We start from the raw sequence: 19,324 nt of genomic DNA, 5'->3' as shown, positions 1-19,324 counted from the left end.
CTTCTCCAATTTGAAAACTGGGACTAGCCTAAAATTGAACAATAATGACAGATATTGCAAATAGACACAGTAAAAATCCGTTGTTGTCGCCCAAGGATTTAAAGCCAAGCAATGAACATATGGTAATTGAGTGCTTACTTAATCCAGGGACATTCGAATTTAACGGAAAGATTGGCTTATTGGTACGTGTTGCCGAGAGAACAGTAAAAAAAGAGGGCATTATATCCGTTCCATATTACAACAATGTAGGAAAGGTAGAGATACTGGATTTTAAGCTGGATGACCCCAAATTGGATGCTTCTGATGCAAGGGTGATCAAATATGATGGTGTAGATTACCTAACTACTATTTCACATCTTAGGATACTTTTTAGCAATGATGGAGTAGAATTTTCTGAATCTGCCGATTATCCGGGAATTTTTGGGGAAGGAGACTATGAAAGTTACGGGATTGAAGATTGTAGGGTTGTAAAAGTAGAGGACACCTATTATTTGACCTATACCATGGTTTCTCCCAATGGCGTTGGTGTTGGGTTAAGAACTACCAAGAATTGGAAAAACTTCGATAAAAAAGGAATGATATTTAGTCCACATAATAAGGACTGTGCCATTTTTGAAGAAAAAATCAATGATAAATTTTATGCGCTGCATAGACCCAGTAGCCCTGAATTGGGGGGTAATTACATTTGGGTAGCGGAATCACCTGATGGGATTCACTGGGGCAATCATAAGTGTATAGCCAAAACCAGAGCCTCTAAATTTGATAGCAAGAGACTTGGGGCAGGAGCTGCACCCATTAAAACCAAAGAAGGATGGTTGGCAATTTACCACGGGGCAACACAGGAACATAGATATTGTTTGGGTGCCTTGTTGTTAGACCTAAAAGACCCCTCTATTGTACTGGCTAGGTCAGAAGAGCCAATAATGGAGCCCTTGGCCGAATATGAAAAAACAGGATTTTTTGGCAATGTCGTTTTTACGAATGGTCATACTGTTGTTGGGAACGAAATTAAGGTATACTACGGAGCTTCAGATGAGCATGTCTGCTTGGCAACACTATCTGTTGAATCAATTTTAAAATCACTAATCAAGTCATGGGAGTAGTTGCTAAAATAGGGCTGAAAGATTTCTCAAAGAGTGCCAAAATATTGATATTGACAAATTTGGTCTACGCATTTGTGATGCCTGTGATAGACATTTTTGTCGCATCCTATATCATGCGGAACTCCAATGATCCTTCTAAGGTAATGTTATACCAATTGGCCATTTATACAGGGATACCCATAACTTTTTATATCAATGGATACCTGCTCAACAGGTTTAATATCAAAAGGCTGTTTTCCTTGGGGATGATGCTCAGTGGAGTATCCATGTTATTTATGATGTCCTTGGAGGATATTTCTTATTCAGGGTTGGTTTTCGCAGGCCTGATCATGGGGATGTCATTTGGACTGTACTGGTCCAATAGGGATTATTTGGTCCTTGCCACCACCTCGGATAGAACCAGGAATTTTTATTACGGCCTTGACACCTTCTTTTATACGACCACTGCAGTATTGGTTCCCATAGTAATTGGATGGTATTTAATGAATGGAAATGGTAGTTCCAACGAGGGCGTAAATTCGGGTTATAAGGTCGTTACCATTGGGGTCTTTATCTTAACTATTATTGCTTCCATAATATTTCATTTTGGTACGTATGAAAAGCCCAAGAGCGAGAAATTCCTATATTTTAAGTTCCATAAACTATGGAATAAGATGCTGCAAATGGCCTTGCTAAAAGGCCTGGCCCAAGGTTTTATCGTAACTGCACCCGCTATTTTAATGATGAAATTTTTTGCCTCTGAAGGCGCTTTGGGAACGGCCCAATCCATTGGTGCTATCATCGCGGCCATAATAATGCTTATCTTAGGAAAGATATCTAAGCCAAAACACCGACTCTATATTTTCAGTTTTGGTTTAATCTGTTTCTTTTTGGCCTCTATGTTCAACGCTGTATTGTTCAGCTCGGTAGGGGTGATCATTTTTATCTTTTTGCTATTGATCGCCAGGCCTATTTTGGACATAGCCTACTTTCCAATGCAACTGAAAGTAATTGATCTGCTTTCTGAATTGGAGAATAGAAACGAATTTTCCTATATCCTCAATCATGAATTTGGGTTGTTTTTTGGTAGGGTTATTGGAGCGGGGACTTTTTTGGCAATCGCCTATTTTGGGGATGCCGATATAGCCTTACGATATGCCCTTCTGATCATAGGATCATTACAACTTGTGGCCATTGTGATTGCAAAACAATTATTAAAACAACAAAATACATTAGAAAATGAAAACATTTAATCTACGTCTAATCCTATTGTCCATTTTATATCTTGGACTTGGCTCCTGTAGCGATGCACCAAAAGAGAATATGTTTGAGGAAGCCCATCCAATAGTCCAACTGGGAGTTCAGAGGATAGATTCCATGCCAAACCTGCCAAAGCCATTTAAGATCATGGATTTTAAGACCTTGGCACGGGATTATGATACCAAGGTGTATGATGAAAATCAGACCGGAAAATATTGGCCGCTGATCTGGAAGGATAATTCTAGAAAGAACTTCGATCAAGAAACCTACGGCATTTACACGGCCATGGGAGATGTGAGACAAGGGATGGAGCATTATGACGGCATTTTTCACGAATCATTAGCAAGTATTGGCTCCGTCCTAGGCGGGAGTTTGGTGGGCATAGACAAGTCCAACCAGAACGGTGATAACTATGTGCGGATGTTAAAAAACTATTTCAACAGTGAAAACAACTGGAATATAATGATGAACAACACTGGTCCGGAAGTGGCTCAGCTCGGAGGGGGATATGCCAGGGATTGGTGGTATGATGTGTACCCCAATGTGATGTTTTATGCCGTTGCGGATCTTTATCCGGAGGTAAATGAATACGATACAATTCTTAGATCTGTGGCGGATAAATTTTATGAGGCCGATGCTGTGTTGGATGGGAACTACGATTATTCCTTTTTTGATTATTCGACCATGACCCCGAGCAAATCATGGATATGCACCCAGCAAGATGCCGCAGCGGGTCATTCCTATGTGTTGTATTCCGCTTATCAAAAATTTAATGATAAAAAGTATTTGGATGGTGCCAAATCCTCCTTGGAAGCACTTTTGGACCAAAAGGACAATTACTTCTATGAAATATTAATGCCTTTTGGAGCTTATATCGCCGCGAGAATGAATGCGGAACAAGGTACCAATTACAATTTTGCCAAAGTCCTAGATTGGACCTTTGATGGCACTTCAGCATGTAGGGAAGGCTGGGGAGTACTGGATGATAATTGGAACGGGTATGATGTTTCCGGGTTAGTGGGGAGTACCACGCACAATGACGGTTTTGCGTTTTTGATGAATACCTACGATACCATGTGGCCCTTGGTTCCTATGGTCCGATACGATCAACGCTATGCCAATACCATTGGGAAATGGATGCTGAATGCTGCCAATGCTTCCAAGTTTTTCTATCCTTATGAAATTCCGGACGACCATCAAACCATTCCTGAAGAAAAGGAACATACCAAAGGTGTTCTTGCCTATGAGGCGCTCATAAAACGTTCCCATTATGAGGAGGAAGGATTGTACCTGGATATCAAAGCCCCTGTAGCCATAGGGGATGGTATGAAATGGAATAAGGACAATCCAAAAGTTTCCCAGTTTAGTGTTTACGGAAGTGGGCACGTAGGGATTGCCGGAGCCATTATTTCAAAAACTAATGTTGAGAATATCCTTCAATTGGACCTTTTGGCCACCGATTTCTATCGCGGAAAAGCATATCCAAGTTATTTGTATTACAACCCAAATAAGGAAACCAAGGACGTGGTGATATCCTTAGGGGACAAAAATTTGAAAATTTACGATGCCATTGAGCGTAAGTTTATTTCCCAAAAAACCAAGTACGACTTTACTTTTACGGTGAAAGGTGAGTCGTCTTGTTTATTGGTGTTAGTTCCTGCCTCGGCAAAAATCAAGGCCGAAGGAGGCAAATTATATGCTGATGAAACGGTAATTGATTATAACTATAATAATGGAACAAGATAGCTGTAGCATGAAGTTCACTTATAGAACCTAAGATTAAAAGCCTCCCAAATGTTAACGGTGGCCCCGATCCCGATCCCGATAGCTATCAGGAGATCGGTAGATCGGGCCATCATTTGCTTTTTCCCACCGTCATTGCGAACGCAGTGAAGCAATCTGTTCTTCGTAGCCCTCATTGCGAGGGCTTTTGGCCGAAGCAATCTGTATGTTTCCGGTTCTTTCATGAGATTGCCGCGCTCCACTTTGTTCCGCTCTCATTGATATACTAATTGGTGCCTACGGCAATGTTCTTGTGAATTTGGATCATTTCTTCAGGGAAATCCATAAAGCGTGCCGCATTGTTATAAAAGATATCCGCTTTTTGTTCCAGGGTCAGGAAGTCGGCCGATTGTATACTTTCAATAGCTTCCTCTATACTTTGTGGCCAGACCATTTGGTCCACACCAAACATAATGCGTTTGCCAAAACCTGCATCGACAAGTCCTTTTAAAAAATGATGGAACTCGGCCCTTGGTAGCATCCAGTTGATGACACCCACATCTACATAAACCTGTAAATGTGCAAACATCAACGCCTTCATATCTTCCAAATAGGGCCAGCCGGCATGCATGATATAAATCTTCATCTCTGGACGTGCAAAAAGGACCTCCTCCATTTGTAGTGGCTTTCCCTGTATGGCCCTGGTCATTGGGTAGGCAAAATAGGCACCACCGGGAGGTCCTCCGGGATACAGATGGTAGGCAATAGGGATCTGTAGTTCCTCTGCAAGGTCAAAATAGGGTGCCATTTTTTCATCGGTAGGAAGAATGCCCTCATAATTGGGAGCCACTTCCCCCAGTACTTGTAGTTTGCCAGCACTATGGCGATGGCGAAGCTCATTTATGGAATGTTCATACCCATTTCCGATCATCACAAGCTCCGGTGCTTCCTCGGTCCATAATTCCCCTGATCCTACCATAGCCTTTACCACATTGTGCTTGCGGTAGATTTCCAGAGTCTGGTTTTTTGCTGCTTCCATACTGGCCGCGGCAACATACGTCTTTTCGGTCAAGGGGTTTGTATACGCCCTTCCCAATTGCCTATTAAGGCCACTCTCTGGTCCAAAGGCATGGGAATGCATGTCGATAATGGGACCGGTGTAATGGGTGTTTGATGTAACCGCTTCTTTAACGGTTCCCGATTCTTCCTTTGTTCCACAGGAAAGCAGGAACAGGAGCCATAACAATATACTGACAGTTCTCATAGGCTGGTTTTTAAAGTTAAGGGGGAACGGAATGCTATCCGGAACGGATAGGGTCTTAAAGATATGTAAATTTTCGATATGTGGCTGATTTTCAAGTATAAAAGGATCCGAAACGTGATGTTTTTGGAGTGAATACGTGCTTTAAAAGAAAATAATTTAGTATCTTTTCTCCACCTCCGAAAGCCCACTCATGGGCCAAAATAAATCATTACCTTTTTAAATGATAACTGTATGAAACTATCACACTATTTTCTGCCGTTGCTGTTACTGATGGCTTGCGGGGACAAACAACAGGAACAAAAAAAAGACAACTTTGACGCGGACATTCCGGTAGCAGTACCCAATAGGGTCGCATTGGCGGGGGCCGAAGAACCGGATATTGTACGATTCCTTAATGTGCAGGATGCTTATGCCCCCTCACTTTCCCCTGATGGAGTGCATGTGGCCTATCGAACCGATTTATCTGGGGAGCCCCAGATTTGGGTCACTGAAACCGTACGGCTGTCCGCCCCACTTCAAATCACTTATGGAAACTCGGTCACTTTTCACCAATGGCGTCCAGATCACAATGAAGTTCTATATGCCACGGACAAGGAGGGGAATGAACGTATGGGCTATTACCTGGTGTCCGCTGATGGATTATACGAAAAAGAATTATTGGCACCTTCTGACGCCTTCCGTGAGTTTGGGGATTTCAATAAAGACGGTTCCCAATTTGTATATGCGACTACAGAGCGGAATGGAACCGATTACGATATTCACGTGTTTGATATCAGTACCAATACGGACAAAAAAATATATGAGGGGAGCATGGGATATTATCCCATTTCCTTTTCACCCGATGGCAACCAAGTTGTAATTATGGAAAGTATTGCCGAAGACGCCAATAATCTCTTCCTGTTGAATATTGCAGATGCTAAATTGATCCCCATCAGCAGTGAAGGGGACAGGTCACAGTTTTCTGATATAGAATGGAAACTGGACGGTAGTTCCTTTTTTCTGCGAACCAATAAGGATTCGGAGTATTTGGGTGTGGCCCGTTATGATCTTGAAACCGCTAAATTGGAATATATACTCCAAAAAGATTTTGATATTGAACAGATACTGTATGATGATAAGAAAAATATACTGCACTGGGTAGCCAATGATGGCGGATTTAGCAAGCATCATATTTTGGATCTCGATAATAGATCGGAAATTACGCCCCCTGACTGGCCCGCTGGAGTGTTCAACCTAAAAAGAGCGAAGCATGGTGAAACCCTATTGGCCAATGTTTTTGGTCCCAAATTGCCCGGAGATCTTTGGGCAGGGACTGTTGGAAGTAAGGAGGTAAACCGTGTGACCCGTTCCAACAATGCCGGTTTGGATCTTGAAAGGATGGTACAGCCCGTGGCTCATAGTTTCCAAGCACGGGACGGACTCACCGTACACGGGCTTTTATATCCGGTAGAGTTAATGAACAAAGATACTCCTTTGGTACTGCTGGTCCATGGAGGTCCTACCGCACAGGCCAGGCCCACTTTTAGTGCGGTTACCCAATATTTGACAGCCCAGGGATTTGCCGTATTCGATCTAAATTTCCGGGGATCCACGGGTTATGGGAAAACATATGCCCGTGAGAATGATAAGCGTAAAAGGGAAAGTGAACTTTACGATCTTGAAGACGCGGTAAATTACCTATCCGAAAAAGGGCTTGTCAATAAGGATAAAGTGGCCGTTATGGGTGGCTCTTACGGTGGTTATCTGACCATGGCGGCCATGACTCGTTTACCTGAAGTCTTCAGTTGTGGTGTCGCCTTTGTTGGTGTGTCCAACTGGATCACCGCACTGGAAGGCGCATCTCCTGCCCTAAAGGCCAGTGATCGGTTGGAATACGGGGATATTGATGATCCGGAAGACCGAAAATTCTTTGAGTCTATCTCTCCCATGACTTATATAGATCAGGTAAAAGATCCCGTAATGGTACTCCATGGTGCCAATGACCCACGGGATCCGATTACAGAGTCGGACCGTTTCGTGAAGGGGATTAGGGATAATGGAGGCGAGGTTGTATACCTTAGGTTCCCGGACGAGGGACATGGTATTCGTAAGATGGACAATCGCATTACTGCCTACGTACGAGTGGTAGAATTTTTGGAAAAGCATTTGAAATAAGATATGGTTTTTGAATCGGAACGGTCTTGTGATATCGAGAGAACGCAAACATGTTGGGGGGTGTAATTTTTTCAAATTAACTTTTTGGACTCTTGTCAATTGACTCCCAGGTTTTTAGAAATTTGGAGATAAAACGAGTGCGTATTTTTCGTTGAAATACTAGGTATATGTACAATATGGGCCAGAATTGGACGTTTTCAATTGGCAACGGCGCAAGAGCTTCCCAAAGAGTTATTGTCCGACTAAACTTAACCTGTTAAGCGCCCGAAAGGGGCTTGATAATAAACATGCAAACCCCAAATCTAACATGGAGAAAAATCTAAAAGTAAACGGTTTCTATTACAAGAGGAACGATAAGCCAATTACCCATACAGAACGTGAACTATTGGTGAACGACCTGATGAAGGTATTGAAGAAACACGGCTTCGAATTTTTTGGGTATTATAATTTTGTGTCCAATGAGGATGTCAATCTTTTGGATATCAATCTAAAGGCTCCCAAAGAACCTAAAGCCGAGGCACTGTAGCAGAAAATTCCACTACGATCATCTTAACATAGTTTGGACCTCATACCAACACCCCAGGAGCCTTGCCCTTGGGGTTTTTTTAGTTATATAAAATATGCAAGTTGCAATAAGGTGGTGCTATCTTAAAAAATTACAGGTAATAAATAATAATAGGATAGTCAAGATTTATAAATACAGGACTGGGATTAAGGTGTACGGGAGGTAAAGATGGACTTGACAATGTTCCTGGTTATCGGCTTGTCAAAAAAACCAGCGATGACCGAATTGTTTTTTGCCGTATCCCTGTCCTTAACGCTGGTAAAAGCGGATAATACATAGATTCTAGTTTCTTTGTTGAGACCCGGGACTTTTTGAAATCTTTTGATAAATTCCCAACCTCCCATGCCCGGCATAATTAGGTCGAGGAAAATGATGTCCGGTAAAGCTTTTCTGGCCGATTGGAGCTGGGACAATTGAATAAGGGCTTCCTCTGCACTATCGCTCACGTAGATCAGTGCATCTGGCGCACATTGTGATACCACATATCTTGTGGAATATTGGGATACCAGATCATCATCAATTATCAATACAACAGGTCTCAAATCTTATGGTTTACTGTGAAAAATGGGATGTATTGGCCATCCTCACCATTATGATCAATTTTTTCAAGGGGCTAACTTAAACTTATAATTTTAAAATTGATAGCGTTCTCAAAAATATATGTGTTTTTAGGCACATTCGAACCGTCATTGCAAGGCCTGTCCGTTACCGTCATTGCGAACGCAGTGAAGCAATCTGTTTTTTCCCCGCCGTCATTGCGAGGCGTTTTAGCCGAAGCAATCTGTCCCATTGGTGTCCCTTTCATGAGATTGCCGCGCTCCACTTCGTTCCGCTCGCAATGACAGTTAGCATTACCCCTCAATTAAATCCTTCCACTCTGGATTCTCACGTTCTATCAAATCTATTTTGTTGGCCCTGTTGCCACTTTTTAATTGTTTCTCCCTGGCAATGGCATCACCTATGTTTTGAAACGTTTTGTAATACACCAATTTATTTAGATTGTATCTGGCCGTAAACGAATTTTTATCCTTTTTCTCTTTGTGTTCTTGTACGCGCATTATTAAATTGGAAGTAACCCCAACGTAAAGAGTTGTGTTGTTTTTATTGGTGAGTATGTATACAAAGCCTTCTTTCATTTCACTTTTTATTTATTGCACGGTCCTTTTTCCCACCGTCATTGCGAACGCAGTGAAGCAATCTGTTTTTCCCTGGCTGTCATTGCGAGGCGTTTTGGCCGAAGCAATCTGTCCCATTGGTGTCCCTTTCATGAGATTGCCGCGCTCCACTTCGTTCCGCTCGCAATGACCCTTGGCGACTGTCATTGCGAACGCAGTGAAGCAATCTGTCCCTTCTTGGTTCCATTGATGAGATTGCCGCGCTCCACTTCGTTCCGCTCGCAATGACCCTTGGCGACCGTCATTGCGAACGCAGTGAAGCAATCTGCCTGATGCTCGCCCTACTTATTTTTTAAATTCATTCACATCCTCGCTCAAATCAAAAACCGTAACCCCATCCAATTCGGATTCCAGAATACTACTCCCGGCAGCACTACGGTACCCGCCGGCACAATGGACCACCACCGGTTTGTCCGTAGGGATTTTATTGGCCGTTTCCCTGAGTTCGTTGAGCGGATGCTCCAAGGCCTGTTCAAAAAACTTGCCCTCGTTGATCTCACTCTGGTTACGGATATCTACGATGGTATACTTATCGGGATGCTGCTTGAAATCCTGAAGATCCAAGGGCTTCATTTTTAGCAAACTTTCCTTGGCAAGTGTCAGTACGGTCTGCAATTGCCTTTCATATCCAATTTTGGCTACCCGCTCCAACATGGGTTCCAGATCCTCGGGCTTATCGATGACCAAACTGAATTTCTCCTCGGGTTGTACGATGGCCCCCAACCAGGTTTCGAACTTGGAATCCTCTGAAGTCGCCTGAATGTTGATACTGCCTTGGAGATGCCCTTTTTTAAAGTCTGATTCCGACCGTACATCAACGATCACTCCTTTGGCGGTGGCACCCATTTTAAAGGGCACAGCGGCCAAGGCTTTGCGAAGGGTTGCTGCCCCCGTCTTGTTGATATCCACATTGTATCCAAAATAGGAAGGGATAAAGGGCTGGCTGTCGAGCAGGTGGTCTACAAATTCCTCTTTGGTCTGTTTTTTAAACGCCCAATTCCCCATACGTTCGTTGCCCAAGGTGCTGCTATTGGCATCGCTCATGCTCTTGCCACAGAGGGAGCCGGCACCGTGTGCGGGGTATACGATGGCATCATCGGGCAGATGGGTAAACTTTTCCTGAATGGTCTGGTACATGGCTTCGGCAAGCACCTGGCGTTTGGCCTGCATCTTCCCAGCTTTTTCACGTAGATCAGGGCGACCTACATCACCAATAAAGAGGGTGTCGCCCGTAAAGAGCACGGTTTGGTCCCCTTCTTTCGCCACGATGGTAATACTGTCCGGGGAATGGCCAGGGGTATTGATGGCGCCCAAGGTGGCTTTGCCAATTTTAATGCTGTTGCCCTCATCAAAGGGTTGGTGGGGATAATCTGCTCCCAACTTTTCACTGTTGTAGATCGTGGCACCCGTTTCCTCATGGATCTGCAAGTGGGAACTTACAAAATCTGCATGGGGGTGTGTTTCAAAGACCGCTTTTATAGTGGCATTATTGGCCTTGGCATAAGCGTAATAATGCATAGGATTACGCTCTGGATCAATAATGGCCATTTCCCCATCACTGATAAGGATATAGGAATAGTGGGCCAAAGGTTTATATTCAAATTGTTCAATTTTCATCATCGTCTTTGTTTTTGAAGTATTAAAAATACCAATTCATAAACAGTTGTGCAGTAACATTGGTTACACGCATAAAATTATGAAGATGATTTTAGGTGGGTTGACAATGTTGGTTTGATCTTTGACTCGTTTGGGATTTTATAGGATTGGGGGAGCGTATTTGTCATGCCATTAGGTAAGGGGCAATTCAACCACATTTCATGTATAGAGCTTTAAGATATATTGGGCTAAACCTCATTTATTTCAGTAATGAATACACTGATCAGCACATTCTGTTGAACCTGCTACGCTAGAAACTGTCCTCTAACCCCCGTATTGCCCTATGATGGTTCAACAAAAATTTCAATTTTCAAAATTGTTTTATATCTTCGGGCTTCCAACGTTAGGAATAGCGAAAGCAAAACGCCCCCATGGGAATTGAAAAACAATTTGTACGTGTTTTTACGGCATTATTGCTGCTTACAGCTTTAATGCTGCCCAATGCTATTCAATTATCTCATGTTTTTCAAGGTCACGAACATCAGGTTTGCAAAGAGCAGGTGGCTCATGTACATGAGCAGGCCACAGATTGCCAAATTTGTCACTTTCACCAATCCACTTACCATTACAGTGTGACCAACAACACCGAGCTGTTGCTGCCCACCGTCCTGAAAAAGGAGGCATGTCAATTTTCATCCCCTTTATTCAGTTCTTTTAAACATACCAATACCCAATTACGGGCACCGCCATACCTACTAGGTTAAAAGACCACACCACCCGGTTCCAATATTTTAATTCAAGAAGTACTATGCGCTATTACGCTCTATTTGTACTGCTATTATGTAGCAGTATCTCCTTATCACAAGATTGCAATTATACCCTATCAGGATCTGTAAAGGACCTGCATGATGGTTCCCTTTTACCGGGTGCCACTCTGATCCTTGCCGGAACGGAACAAGCGGTACTCTCCGATCTGGATGGTAAGTACACCTTTACCGGACTCTGCAAGGGTACCTACGCCATTCAGGTGTCGCACCCCTATTGCCTGTCCAAGGGATTTACCGTAAGGGTAGATGGCAATACCACCAACAATTTTCTGCTGGAACACCATTTGGAGGAGCTCAATGAGGTTGTACTGGAAGGGGAGGCCTACAGGAACCAGACCAAGACCCTTTTTGAGAATAAGATTTCCAATGCGCAGTTGGAAGATTTCAGCAGTGGTACCCTGGGCGATGCCCTGAACAGTATTAGCGGGGTCTCTTCCCTGAATACGGGCAATACCGTGGTAAAACCCATGGTCAACGGCTTGCACAGCAGCCGTATTATCATTGTCAACAACGGGGTGCGTATGGAAGATCAGGAGTGGGGTGCGGAGCACGGACCCAACATTGATGTCAATTCTGCAAGCAACCTTACCCTGATCAAAGGGGCCGGGGCCCTGCGGTACGGTGGCGATGCCGTTGGGGGTGTTATTGTTGCCGAGGCCGCCAAAGTGGCCCGCAAGGATACCTTGTTCGGCAAGACGATTATGAGCGCCTCATCCAATGGCAGGGGCTCATCGGTAACCTCCCAGGTCACCAAAAGCTACAAGAGTGGTTGGTACGGAACCCTTCAGGGTACGGTAAAGCGTTTTGGCGATTTTGAGGCCCCAGATTACGTACTTAGCAATACGGGAATTTTTGAGCGGAACGCCTCCCTGCGCTTTGGACTCAACGAATTGGAATACGGTGTGGAAGGCTACTATTCCTTCTTTAAAAACGATATCGGCATCTTACGGGCCTCCCATCTGGGGGGTGCCCAAGACCAGGTCCGGGCAATCAATAGCGACCGGCCGCTCATCATCAGGGATTTTACCTATGACATAGGAAACCCCAGGCAGGAGGTGACCCACCATTTGGCCCGATTAAAAGTGTTCCGACGTTTCGAGGGCGTGGGTAAAATTAGCCTTCAATATGATTTTCAACGGAACAACCGTCAGGAATACGATATCCGTAGGGGGGAAGATGCGGATAATGCTTCCCTGGATCTGGAACTGGATACCCATACCCTGATGCTCGATCTGGACCGGGACCTGTTTGATGCCGGAACCCTAAAGGTGGGGGCCATGGCCCGCTACCAGAACAACTTTGCGGATCCCAATACCGGGGTAAGACGTTTGATACCAGATTATGACAAATACGATCTTGGGGTCTATGCCATTACAGATTACCGGTTTGGGGAGCACCTGGTGGTAGAGGCCGGGCTGCGTTTTGACTACAACTATATGGATGTGTTCAAATTTTACCGGACCTCCTTTTGGGAAGCGCGGAACTATGATGAACTGTTTCCCGAGATCGTGGTGGAGGAGGTGGGCAACCAGATCCTCACCAATCCAAAATTGGATTTTTACAATACCTCTGCCACGGCCGGGGCCACATATTCCTTTAACGAACAGTACAACCTGTTTTTCAATTATTCCTTGGCCTCACGCGCACCCAATCCCTCTGAACTTTTTAGTGAAGGGCTGCACCATTCTGCCTCCCGAATAGAGTTGGGTGATCTGCGCTTTGGTCCGGAAGTATCCCATAAGCTGTCCCTGACCTTCCAGCGGGAGAACACCGTTTTTGGATTTTCAGTGAACCCCTATATCAATACCATAACCGATTTTATGGTAATAGAACCTAAGGAAATACAACAGACGGTAAGGGGCAATTTTCAGGTGTGGGAATACCGCCAGACCAATGCACAATTGTTGGGGGTAGATGTGGATGCCTCTTTGGCCTTTGCCGAGCATTTCCGTTTCAACCACCAGTTTTCCATGGTCAAGGGCTATGACCGCACCCGGAACGAGGCACTGATCAATATGCCTCCCGTGAACATCCAAAATGGGGTGGTATACCAAAACCCCAATGTCCGCAATTTGAAATTGTCCCTGCAGAGCGATTATATGTTTGGCCAGAACGAATTTCCGGACAACAATTTTGAGGTTTTTGTACCAGAAACAGAAACCATGGAAACTGTAGATGTGAGTACCCCACCAGAGGCTTACCATTTGCTCAATTTTAGTTCCAGTATAGATCTATATATGGACCAAAGATCCAAGCTTACCCTTGGATTTACCGTAACCAACCTATTGGATACCTCATACCGGAACTACCTGAACCGCCTGCGCTATTACGCGGACGATTTGGGAAGAAACTTTTTATTAAATCTTAAATACAATTATTAATATTAAAACCACAACAATGAAAAAGAAGACAATTTTAAGCGCCCTATTTTTGGCCGGTATTTTGTTTACAGGCTGCTCAAATGGTGACGATACGCCAATAGCCGTTAATGAAGAAGAAGTGATCACCACCCTTACGGTAACCCTTTCCCCGGTTGGAGGCGGTACGGCCATAACCTTACAGACCCGTGATCTGGATGGGGACGGTCCCAATGCGCCGGAAGTAACGGTTTCTGGAAATCTAGCGGCCGGTACGCAATACAACGGCAGCTTGTCCGTATTGAACGAAACGGTAACCCCAGCAGAGAATATTACCGAAGAGGTAGAGGGCGAAAGCGCGGAGCACCAGTTTTTTTATACCGTTGGTAGTGGACTGGACGTAAGCACTGCGTACGAAAACTTTGATGGAAACGGCAACCCCTTGGGAACGGAATTTACATTAACGGCAGGAGCCGTAAGTTCCGGTACCCTTACCTTTACCCTACGCCACGAACCCAAGAAACCAAATGATGGTTCCTTGGCAGATGCCGGTGGAGAAACAGATCTTGCCGCTACATTCAATATTGCCGTGGAGTAGCCCTTGTAAGGACAGCTTTTTTTATAAGAATGCCCTTGGCCTATTTTTGGTCAGGGGCATTTTTTTATGATGGGCCATAACTGTTATCCATAGTGGTTTGTTTACCAAAGGTATGCCAAGATCGGTTGTAGAAATTAGTTCAATTTTCCGTCCTAATTGGTATAGCTGTAAGTCTTGCGAATTTTCTGGCTCAGAGGTAACACAGCATTTACCGTTGGGTAGCAGTTCATCGTTTGATATTGGGACTATTCAAAATCATCGGTCCTCCCGATAGCTATCGGCACCCACCACATTTTACCAATCCCCATTGACATCCTTTTTTTACATGGAAACTGTTCTCCCGCTAGTGGTCACCGGTCCCCAGTTGATGAAAAACAGGTATTCTTTAAATATCCTCCACCTTCTCTTGGGCATAGGAATCAAAAAAATAGGGCACTTATTTCTGATATGTAGTTTTATGGTTGGGGATTCATCAATAGGAAATGGTTTCGCCCAAGCCGGCGTAGATATAGTCGGCCCCATAGTGCTCCTCCAGTATTTTAAAGGCCAGATGTCCCGTGCAATGGGCGGGAGCAACGCGGCGTACTTGCAGCTCGTCTTTTATTTTATCTACCAAAAGGGTCGTTTGCATTCTATCAAAGGGAAGCAAATGGAAACCCCCATATACCAGATCGATCTTGTTGTTGGTCTGTTTTTTGGTTTCGGCTATGATATGTTCCACTCCGGAATGGGAGCAGCCCACCAGCAGTACTTCACCCTTGTCCGTACTCATAGATAATGAAAGCTCTGGTAGGCCCGTCTGTTTGCAATCGTCCTTATGGGTGTCAAACTGCCCCTCTACAAAGCTTTTGCCGGGGTAGCAGGAAAAATAGCCCATATAGGGAGAGGTGGTGGCAACCAAGGTGAGGCCGGGCAAAATTTCTTGGGTAGACTTTACAAACGCTATATCGGCATTCCAAAACCGTCCGCTCTGTGCCACAGTGAATTTGGTACTTTCCCCATCAAAATACTGCATGTGTCGGGGCAAGGAATCGGTTACGGATGGCTCCTGCCCCGTAGCATCAAAAGGTACGGGAGCACCCCAAAAAATATCAAAAGGGAAATAGATTTTTACCTTGGGGTTTACATGGAGCAGATAATCCAAACCGTTGAGGTGGTCAAAATGCCCGTGGGAGACCACTACAATATCCACCTGTGCCAAATTGATCCCCAAATTGGTGGTGTTGGACTTAAAAATATCGGCATTGCTGCCGGAATCGAAAAGGATGGTCTTGCCCCCATAGCGGGTGATACAGGAAAATCCGAAGTCTTTGGTCAACGTGGGATTTTTCCCAAAAGCATCGTAGAGATTGGTGATGCTGCCTTCCTTGACCCCGGTTTTGGGCACTATAAAAAAGGTGGTGCCAAGCAAGACCAGGCCACCAAGGAGTTTCTTGAAAAAAATGGTGTTCATATCCAAGGGGGTTGCGTGGCCAATAGGCTGATTGTCATCTACTAAGATACGCCATAAAGAGAGGCGGACGGCGACCGATAACTCTTATGGGGGTAAATTTGTGCCATTGGTAGCCTATGCGATACAAACAGATGGAAAATCAGGGTAAACCGATCCAAAAAGGCTATAAATGGATTGGGCTTTTGGTCCGGTATGGTACAGGAAGGGTCAACTCTGTTTATTGCGACAGAATTTCGTAGAGCTGTTCCACATTCAGATATTGAAAATAACGGGCTTTGGCCTCAAAGTTCTCATCCATAAAGACCAGTGCCGGAAGGGAGAAGGGCTTGTTCTTTTGCCGGGCCATCAACAAGGGGATCTGATGTACCGGATTTCTCTTGTTGATCCGTTCGTTGACGAAAACCTGGTTACCGAATCTAATGGTATCCCTACTTTCTACATTCATTTTTACGGCATAGTATTCCTTGTTCAGGATGGTAATAATTTTTTGATCCGTAAAAACCTCTTTTTGCATCTTTACACAGGGGCCGCACCAATCGGCATAAAAATCGATGAACACCTTTTTGGGGCTCGTTTTTAGGGAATCTTCCAATTGGTGGAAATCGAGCCATTGCACCTTGTTGCCCGACTGGGAAAGGGCGGGGCTGGCCAGCATCAATACAGAAACATATATTATGAAGATCCCTATGATTTTCATCCCTACAATGAATTTATTTTTAGTCCAACAAAAACGGTTCGTGGTGCCGCAGGCCCATAGATATAATTGCTATCCCTGTTTTTGCCCGTATCAAAATCGTCCTGGTAGCTATTGGTGATATTCTTTACCCCTCCGAACAGTTCCAGTGCCGTACTTAATTTTGGCAGGTCTATAGTGTAGCCCGCACGTAAACTCAGTTCTGCAAAGGTAGGGGTAACCTTGTATTCATCTACGGTCTGTCCGGTGCCTTCCCCCCCAAAGTGGGTAATATCCATCTGTCCAGTATAGATCAAATTAGCACTAGCGCTAAATTTTTTGGTAGGGGTATAGGATAGCGTGGCATAGCCGTAATCGTTGGGCGTCCTCAGAAATTCCCTTTTGGTAGGAAGCCCTTCGATATTTTCTACCGGATCATCGAACAAGCTCGATTGGAGCGTAAAACCGGCCTCCACCTCCACCACATAATCAAAATTGGCCCGTGCCTCCAGCGTGACGCCTTTTACGGTGGCACCGCTGCCGTTCCTTTTTTCGAACCGTTCCCCAAATTCGTCCTCTCCCAATGGAAATTGGTAGAAGGCATCGTCCAAATGGGTATAAAAGCCCTCTATGGTAAACCCGCCAATAAAATGCTCACTGGCTTTGTCGTAGTTCATGGAAGCGGTATAGCTGTTGGAGCGTTCCTCTACCAGGTCATCAGCTAGCGAGATCCTGGACACCCCACCTCCAGCAAAGGCAATGTGCAGGTCCGTATCAAAGGCTTGGGGTGCCCTAAAACCGGTTCCCCATCCGAGTCTGAACTGGGTAGTCTCCTGCAATTTGTAAAGTAGGGACAGACGTGGACTGAAAATGGCCTTGTCCACCAGATTATGGTTGTCTATACGGAAGCCCGAGAGAAAATTCAGGCTTTTGGTAAGCTCCCAATCGTTCTGAACAAAAATCCCCAGATTTTTGGTCGTTTGGTCAATCAGGTAATTGTAGGATGCTATGTTGTCCATAACATCGTCATAGATATATTCAGTACCCCCAGTGAGCACGGTGGTACCTCCAAGAAAGTTGTTGAACTTTTGGTTGTACTGAACACCCCCTTGGTGGGTGGTGACCTCTGAAGTGCCGTAGGGCGGATTGGCAATAAATTCCTGTCTTTCGGATTCATCATCTGGAACAATACCGGTATAGTGGTCGCGATCGGTGCGCTGTCCCCCGTAATACAGGATCAGGGAGCTATTGTCAAAATTGATCTGGTAATCCAGGCTTCCCATCAGTACGTGGTGGTCCCGCTCCTCACTTTGTTGTGTTAAGAAGGCAGGTTTTTCCACCATCTCACCCCCATAACGGTATTCATAGAGGCTGCTGATACTGGCTTCCAGTTTGGAATTTTCCGTGGGCAGATAAAAGGCGTTCATTCCAAAGGAATTGTCCTTGAGCTCGGGGAGTTCGGAGAAGTTGTCCCCATTGGCATCATAGGTAGACCTCGTTCTGTTGCTCAGGAAAAAATTGGCGCCCGCATTGGCGGCATCGTTAATGATGGTGGCATTTCCGTTGATCAGGTTCTGGTCTGCACCTCCATTGATATTTTGGTACGAATACCCAATGCTGTACCCATTTTGTTTGGGAATCTTGGTGATTACATTTACCGTACCCCCAATGGCACTGGAGCCATAAAGGGCCGATACGCCACCACGGACCACCTCGATGCGTTCTATCATGTTCACCGGAATCTGTTCCAGACCATAGAGTCCGGTAAGGGGACTGAAAATAGGCCTACCGTTGATGAGGATCTGAGAATAGCCGCCCTGTAGGCCGTTCATGCGTATTTGACTGTAGTTGCAGGTCTGGCAATCTACCTCTACCCGCAGACCGGGCTGAAAACGCAGGCCTTCGGAAAGATCCGTTGCTGTTACCTGTTGCAGGGTCTCACTATTGATCAGGTTTACGATCACGGGCGAATCCGTTCTCCGCTTTTCGGTACGTGTGCCGGTAACCACCACCTCGTCCAAAGTTTCATCTATTTCGGAAAGGTCATAATCAATCACGGTGTTTTCCCCCGCTATTAGGGTAACGGTCCTGGTCGCTGTCCTGTAGCCCTGTGATTGGGCCACCAGGGAAATTTTGCCCGAGGGTACGGTCATCTGAAACCGGCCTTCCTCATTGGTGCTGCTGCCCTGTGTCCCTCCCTTGACATAGATACTGGCATAGGGAATGGGTTTGCCTTGGGAGGTAACCTTTCCGGAAACCGTCGCTTTCTGGTCTTGTGCACCCACAAAAGTGGTCATTATAACGAAAATATAAAAAAGATACTTCATACGTCCTAAATCAATTTCATTTATATGTCTAATAATAAATTTAGGCAAAACTAAAATATAATTTTTGAAAGGAAAAATAAAAGCGTGGTTTTAACCCTGAAATAGGGTTCAACGAACCCAAGATGTTTAGGAATGGTAGGCGTTGTTTTTGTATCTAACCCCTTGATTTTGTGTAATATTAACTTAAAGGATTCTTAATATTGTCATAAAAAGGTAATATAGCATAGAAAATGGCAAATGGAGCGGAGTTTTGGTCCGCACTTCTGTCGGA

At 44.8% G+C, this 19,324-nt stretch carries 16 protein-coding genes; 8 read left to right on the top strand and 8 right to left on the bottom strand.

The annotated features are described in order from the left end of the window. Positions 1-44 precede the first annotated feature (44 nt). The 3 genes from WAA86_RS08355 to WAA86_RS08345 are packed head-to-tail and all read left to right on the top strand — an operon-like array spanning position 45 to position 4,088. Positions 45-1,103 carry a glycoside hydrolase family 130 protein gene (locus tag WAA86_RS08355; protein WP_337300544.1) on the top strand — a complete coding sequence of 353 codons (1,059 nt, stop codon included), beginning with the start codon at positions 45-47 and terminating at the stop codon, positions 1,101-1,103. Then, positions 1,094-2,335, top strand: a complete 1,242-nt coding sequence (locus tag WAA86_RS08350; protein WP_337300543.1) for an MFS transporter — start codon at positions 1,094-1,096, stop codon at positions 2,333-2,335. Before WAA86_RS08355 ends, WAA86_RS08350 begins: the two co-directional genes overlap by 10 nt. Continuing rightward, a complete protein-coding gene (locus WAA86_RS08345) occupies positions 2,322-4,088 on the top strand; it encodes a hypothetical protein (RefSeq protein WP_337300542.1) in 1,767 nt (588 codons plus the stop codon). The genes WAA86_RS08350 and WAA86_RS08345 overlap by 14 nt, the downstream gene beginning before the upstream one ends. A gap of 14 nt (positions 4,089-4,102) precedes the next feature. Here WAA86_RS08345 and WAA86_RS08340 read toward each other — a convergent pair whose 3' ends face one another. Both WAA86_RS08340 and WAA86_RS08335 read right to left on the bottom strand, forming a co-directional pair. Continuing rightward, positions 4,103-4,309: a hypothetical protein gene (locus WAA86_RS08340; RefSeq protein ID WP_337300541.1), complete on the bottom strand. Its 207-nt coding sequence runs from the start codon at positions 4,307-4,309 to the stop codon at positions 4,103-4,105. Positions 4,310-4,350: 41 nt separating this feature from the next. Beyond that, positions 4,351-5,328, bottom strand: a complete 978-nt coding sequence (locus WAA86_RS08335) for an amidohydrolase family protein (RefSeq protein WP_337300540.1) — start codon at positions 5,326-5,328, stop codon at positions 4,351-4,353. Between the two features lie 231 nt (positions 5,329-5,559). On the opposite strand from WAA86_RS08335, the gene WAA86_RS08330 reads away from it, so the two are divergent. Together WAA86_RS08330 and WAA86_RS08325 are read left to right on the top strand one after the other, a co-directional pair. Next, a complete protein-coding gene (locus WAA86_RS08330) occupies positions 5,560-7,482 on the top strand; it encodes a S9 family peptidase (protein ID WP_337300539.1) in 1,923 nt (640 codons plus the stop codon). Positions 7,483-7,789: 307 nt separating this feature from the next. Further along, complete coding sequence (locus tag WAA86_RS08325) at positions 7,790-8,008, top strand: hypothetical protein (protein WP_337300538.1); 219 nt, start codon at positions 7,790-7,792, stop codon at positions 8,006-8,008. A 185-nt stretch (positions 8,009-8,193) separates the two neighbouring features. Here the strand turns inward: WAA86_RS08325 and WAA86_RS08320 are convergent, their stop codons facing one another. The 3 genes from WAA86_RS08320 to WAA86_RS08310 all read right to left on the bottom strand — a co-directional run bounded on the left by WAA86_RS08320 (position 8,194) and on the right by WAA86_RS08310 (position 10,839). Next, positions 8,194-8,589: a response regulator gene (locus WAA86_RS08320; protein ID WP_337300537.1), complete on the bottom strand. Its 396-nt coding sequence runs from the start codon at positions 8,587-8,589 to the stop codon at positions 8,194-8,196. A gap of 309 nt (positions 8,590-8,898) precedes the next feature. Continuing rightward, positions 8,899-9,183, bottom strand: coding sequence for a GIY-YIG nuclease family protein (locus WAA86_RS08315; RefSeq protein ID WP_337300536.1), 285 nt, complete (start codon positions 9,181-9,183; stop codon positions 8,899-8,901). Positions 9,184-9,507: 324 nt separating this feature from the next. Further along, positions 9,508-10,839 carry an MBL fold metallo-hydrolase gene (locus tag WAA86_RS08310; RefSeq protein ID WP_337300577.1) on the bottom strand — a complete coding sequence of 444 codons (1,332 nt, stop codon included), beginning with the start codon at positions 10,837-10,839 and terminating at the stop codon, positions 9,508-9,510. 410 nt (positions 10,840-11,249) lie between these two features. Here WAA86_RS08310 and WAA86_RS08305 point away from each other — a divergent pair, with 410 nt between their 5' ends. The 3 genes from WAA86_RS08305 to WAA86_RS08295 are packed head-to-tail and all read left to right on the top strand — an operon-like array spanning position 11,250 to position 14,600. Next, complete coding sequence (locus tag WAA86_RS08305; RefSeq protein ID WP_337300535.1) at positions 11,250-11,582, top strand: hypothetical protein; 333 nt, start codon at positions 11,250-11,252, stop codon at positions 11,580-11,582. A 44-nt stretch (positions 11,583-11,626) separates the two neighbouring features. Next, positions 11,627-14,026 (top strand): TonB-dependent receptor, encoded by a 2,400-nt coding sequence (locus tag WAA86_RS08300; RefSeq protein ID WP_337300534.1) that lies wholly within the window; start codon positions 11,627-11,629, stop codon positions 14,024-14,026. 16 nt (positions 14,027-14,042) lie between these two features. Next, positions 14,043-14,600, top strand: a complete 558-nt coding sequence (locus tag WAA86_RS08295; RefSeq protein ID WP_337300533.1) for a type 1 periplasmic binding fold superfamily protein — start codon at positions 14,043-14,045, stop codon at positions 14,598-14,600. A 472-nt stretch (positions 14,601-15,072) separates the two neighbouring features. On the opposite strand, the gene WAA86_RS08290 is transcribed toward WAA86_RS08295, so the two are convergent. The 3 genes from WAA86_RS08290 to WAA86_RS08280 all read right to left on the bottom strand — a co-directional run bounded on the left by WAA86_RS08290 (position 15,073) and on the right by WAA86_RS08280 (position 19,053). Continuing rightward, on the bottom strand, positions 15,073-16,053 hold the full coding sequence (locus WAA86_RS08290; RefSeq protein WP_337300532.1) for an MBL fold metallo-hydrolase: 981 nt from the start codon (positions 16,051-16,053) through the stop codon (positions 15,073-15,075). A gap of 217 nt (positions 16,054-16,270) precedes the next feature. After that, positions 16,271-16,750 (bottom strand): thioredoxin family protein, encoded by a 480-nt coding sequence (locus WAA86_RS08285; protein WP_337300531.1) that lies wholly within the window; start codon positions 16,748-16,750, stop codon positions 16,271-16,273. A gap of 2 nt (positions 16,751-16,752) precedes the next feature. Continuing rightward, entirely contained in the window at positions 16,753-19,053 is a 2,301-nt protein-coding gene (locus tag WAA86_RS08280) for a TonB-dependent receptor (RefSeq protein ID WP_337300530.1), read from the bottom strand. Positions 19,054-19,324 lie beyond the last annotated feature (271 nt).

The sequence above is a fragment of the Sediminicola sp. 1XM1-17 genome (assembly GCF_037203765.1).
GTDB lineage: Bacteria > Bacteroidota > Bacteroidia > Flavobacteriales > Flavobacteriaceae > Sediminicola.
The sequence above is the reverse complement of the archived record's forward strand: the minus strand, read 5'-3'. Positions and strand labels throughout refer to the sequence as shown.

Excerpts from the sequence above, each read along its gene's own strand:
- WAA86_RS08295 (WP_337300533.1), top strand. The coding sequence starts at position 14,043 with ATGAAAAAGAAGACAATTTTAAGCGCCCTATTTTTGGCCGGTATTTTG.
- WAA86_RS08345 (WP_337300542.1), top strand. The coding sequence starts at position 2,322 with ATGAAAACATTTAATCTACGTCTAATCCTATTGTCCATTTTATATCTT.
- WAA86_RS08325 (WP_337300538.1), top strand. The coding sequence starts at position 7,790 with ATGGAGAAAAATCTAAAAGTAAACGGTTTCTATTACAAGAGGAACGAT.
- WAA86_RS08280 (WP_337300530.1), bottom strand. The coding sequence starts at position 19,053 with ATGAAGTATCTTTTTTATATTTTCGTTATAATGACCACTTTTGTGGGT.
- WAA86_RS08315 (WP_337300536.1), bottom strand. The coding sequence starts at position 9,183 with ATGAAAGAAGGCTTTGTATACATACTCACCAATAAAAACAACACAACT.
- WAA86_RS08310 (WP_337300577.1), bottom strand. The coding sequence starts at position 10,839 with ATGAAAATTGAACAATTTGAATATAAACCTTTGGCCCACTATTCCTAT.
- WAA86_RS08300 (WP_337300534.1), top strand. The coding sequence starts at position 11,627 with ATGCGCTATTACGCTCTATTTGTACTGCTATTATGTAGCAGTATCTCC.
- WAA86_RS08335 (WP_337300540.1), bottom strand. The coding sequence starts at position 5,328 with ATGAGAACTGTCAGTATATTGTTATGGCTCCTGTTCCTGCTTTCCTGT.
- WAA86_RS08340 (WP_337300541.1), bottom strand. The coding sequence starts at position 4,309 with ATGAAAGAACCGGAAACATACAGATTGCTTCGGCCAAAAGCCCTCGCA.
- WAA86_RS08285 (WP_337300531.1), bottom strand. The coding sequence starts at position 16,750 with ATGAAAATCATAGGGATCTTCATAATATATGTTTCTGTATTGATGCTG.
- WAA86_RS08355 (WP_337300544.1), top strand. The coding sequence starts at position 45 with ATGACAGATATTGCAAATAGACACAGTAAAAATCCGTTGTTGTCGCCC.
- WAA86_RS08305 (WP_337300535.1), top strand. The coding sequence starts at position 11,250 with ATGGGAATTGAAAAACAATTTGTACGTGTTTTTACGGCATTATTGCTG.
- WAA86_RS08330 (WP_337300539.1), top strand. The coding sequence starts at position 5,560 with ATGAAACTATCACACTATTTTCTGCCGTTGCTGTTACTGATGGCTTGC.
- WAA86_RS08290 (WP_337300532.1), bottom strand. The coding sequence starts at position 16,053 with ATGAACACCATTTTTTTCAAGAAACTCCTTGGTGGCCTGGTCTTGCTT.
- WAA86_RS08350 (WP_337300543.1), top strand. The coding sequence starts at position 1,094 with ATGGGAGTAGTTGCTAAAATAGGGCTGAAAGATTTCTCAAAGAGTGCC.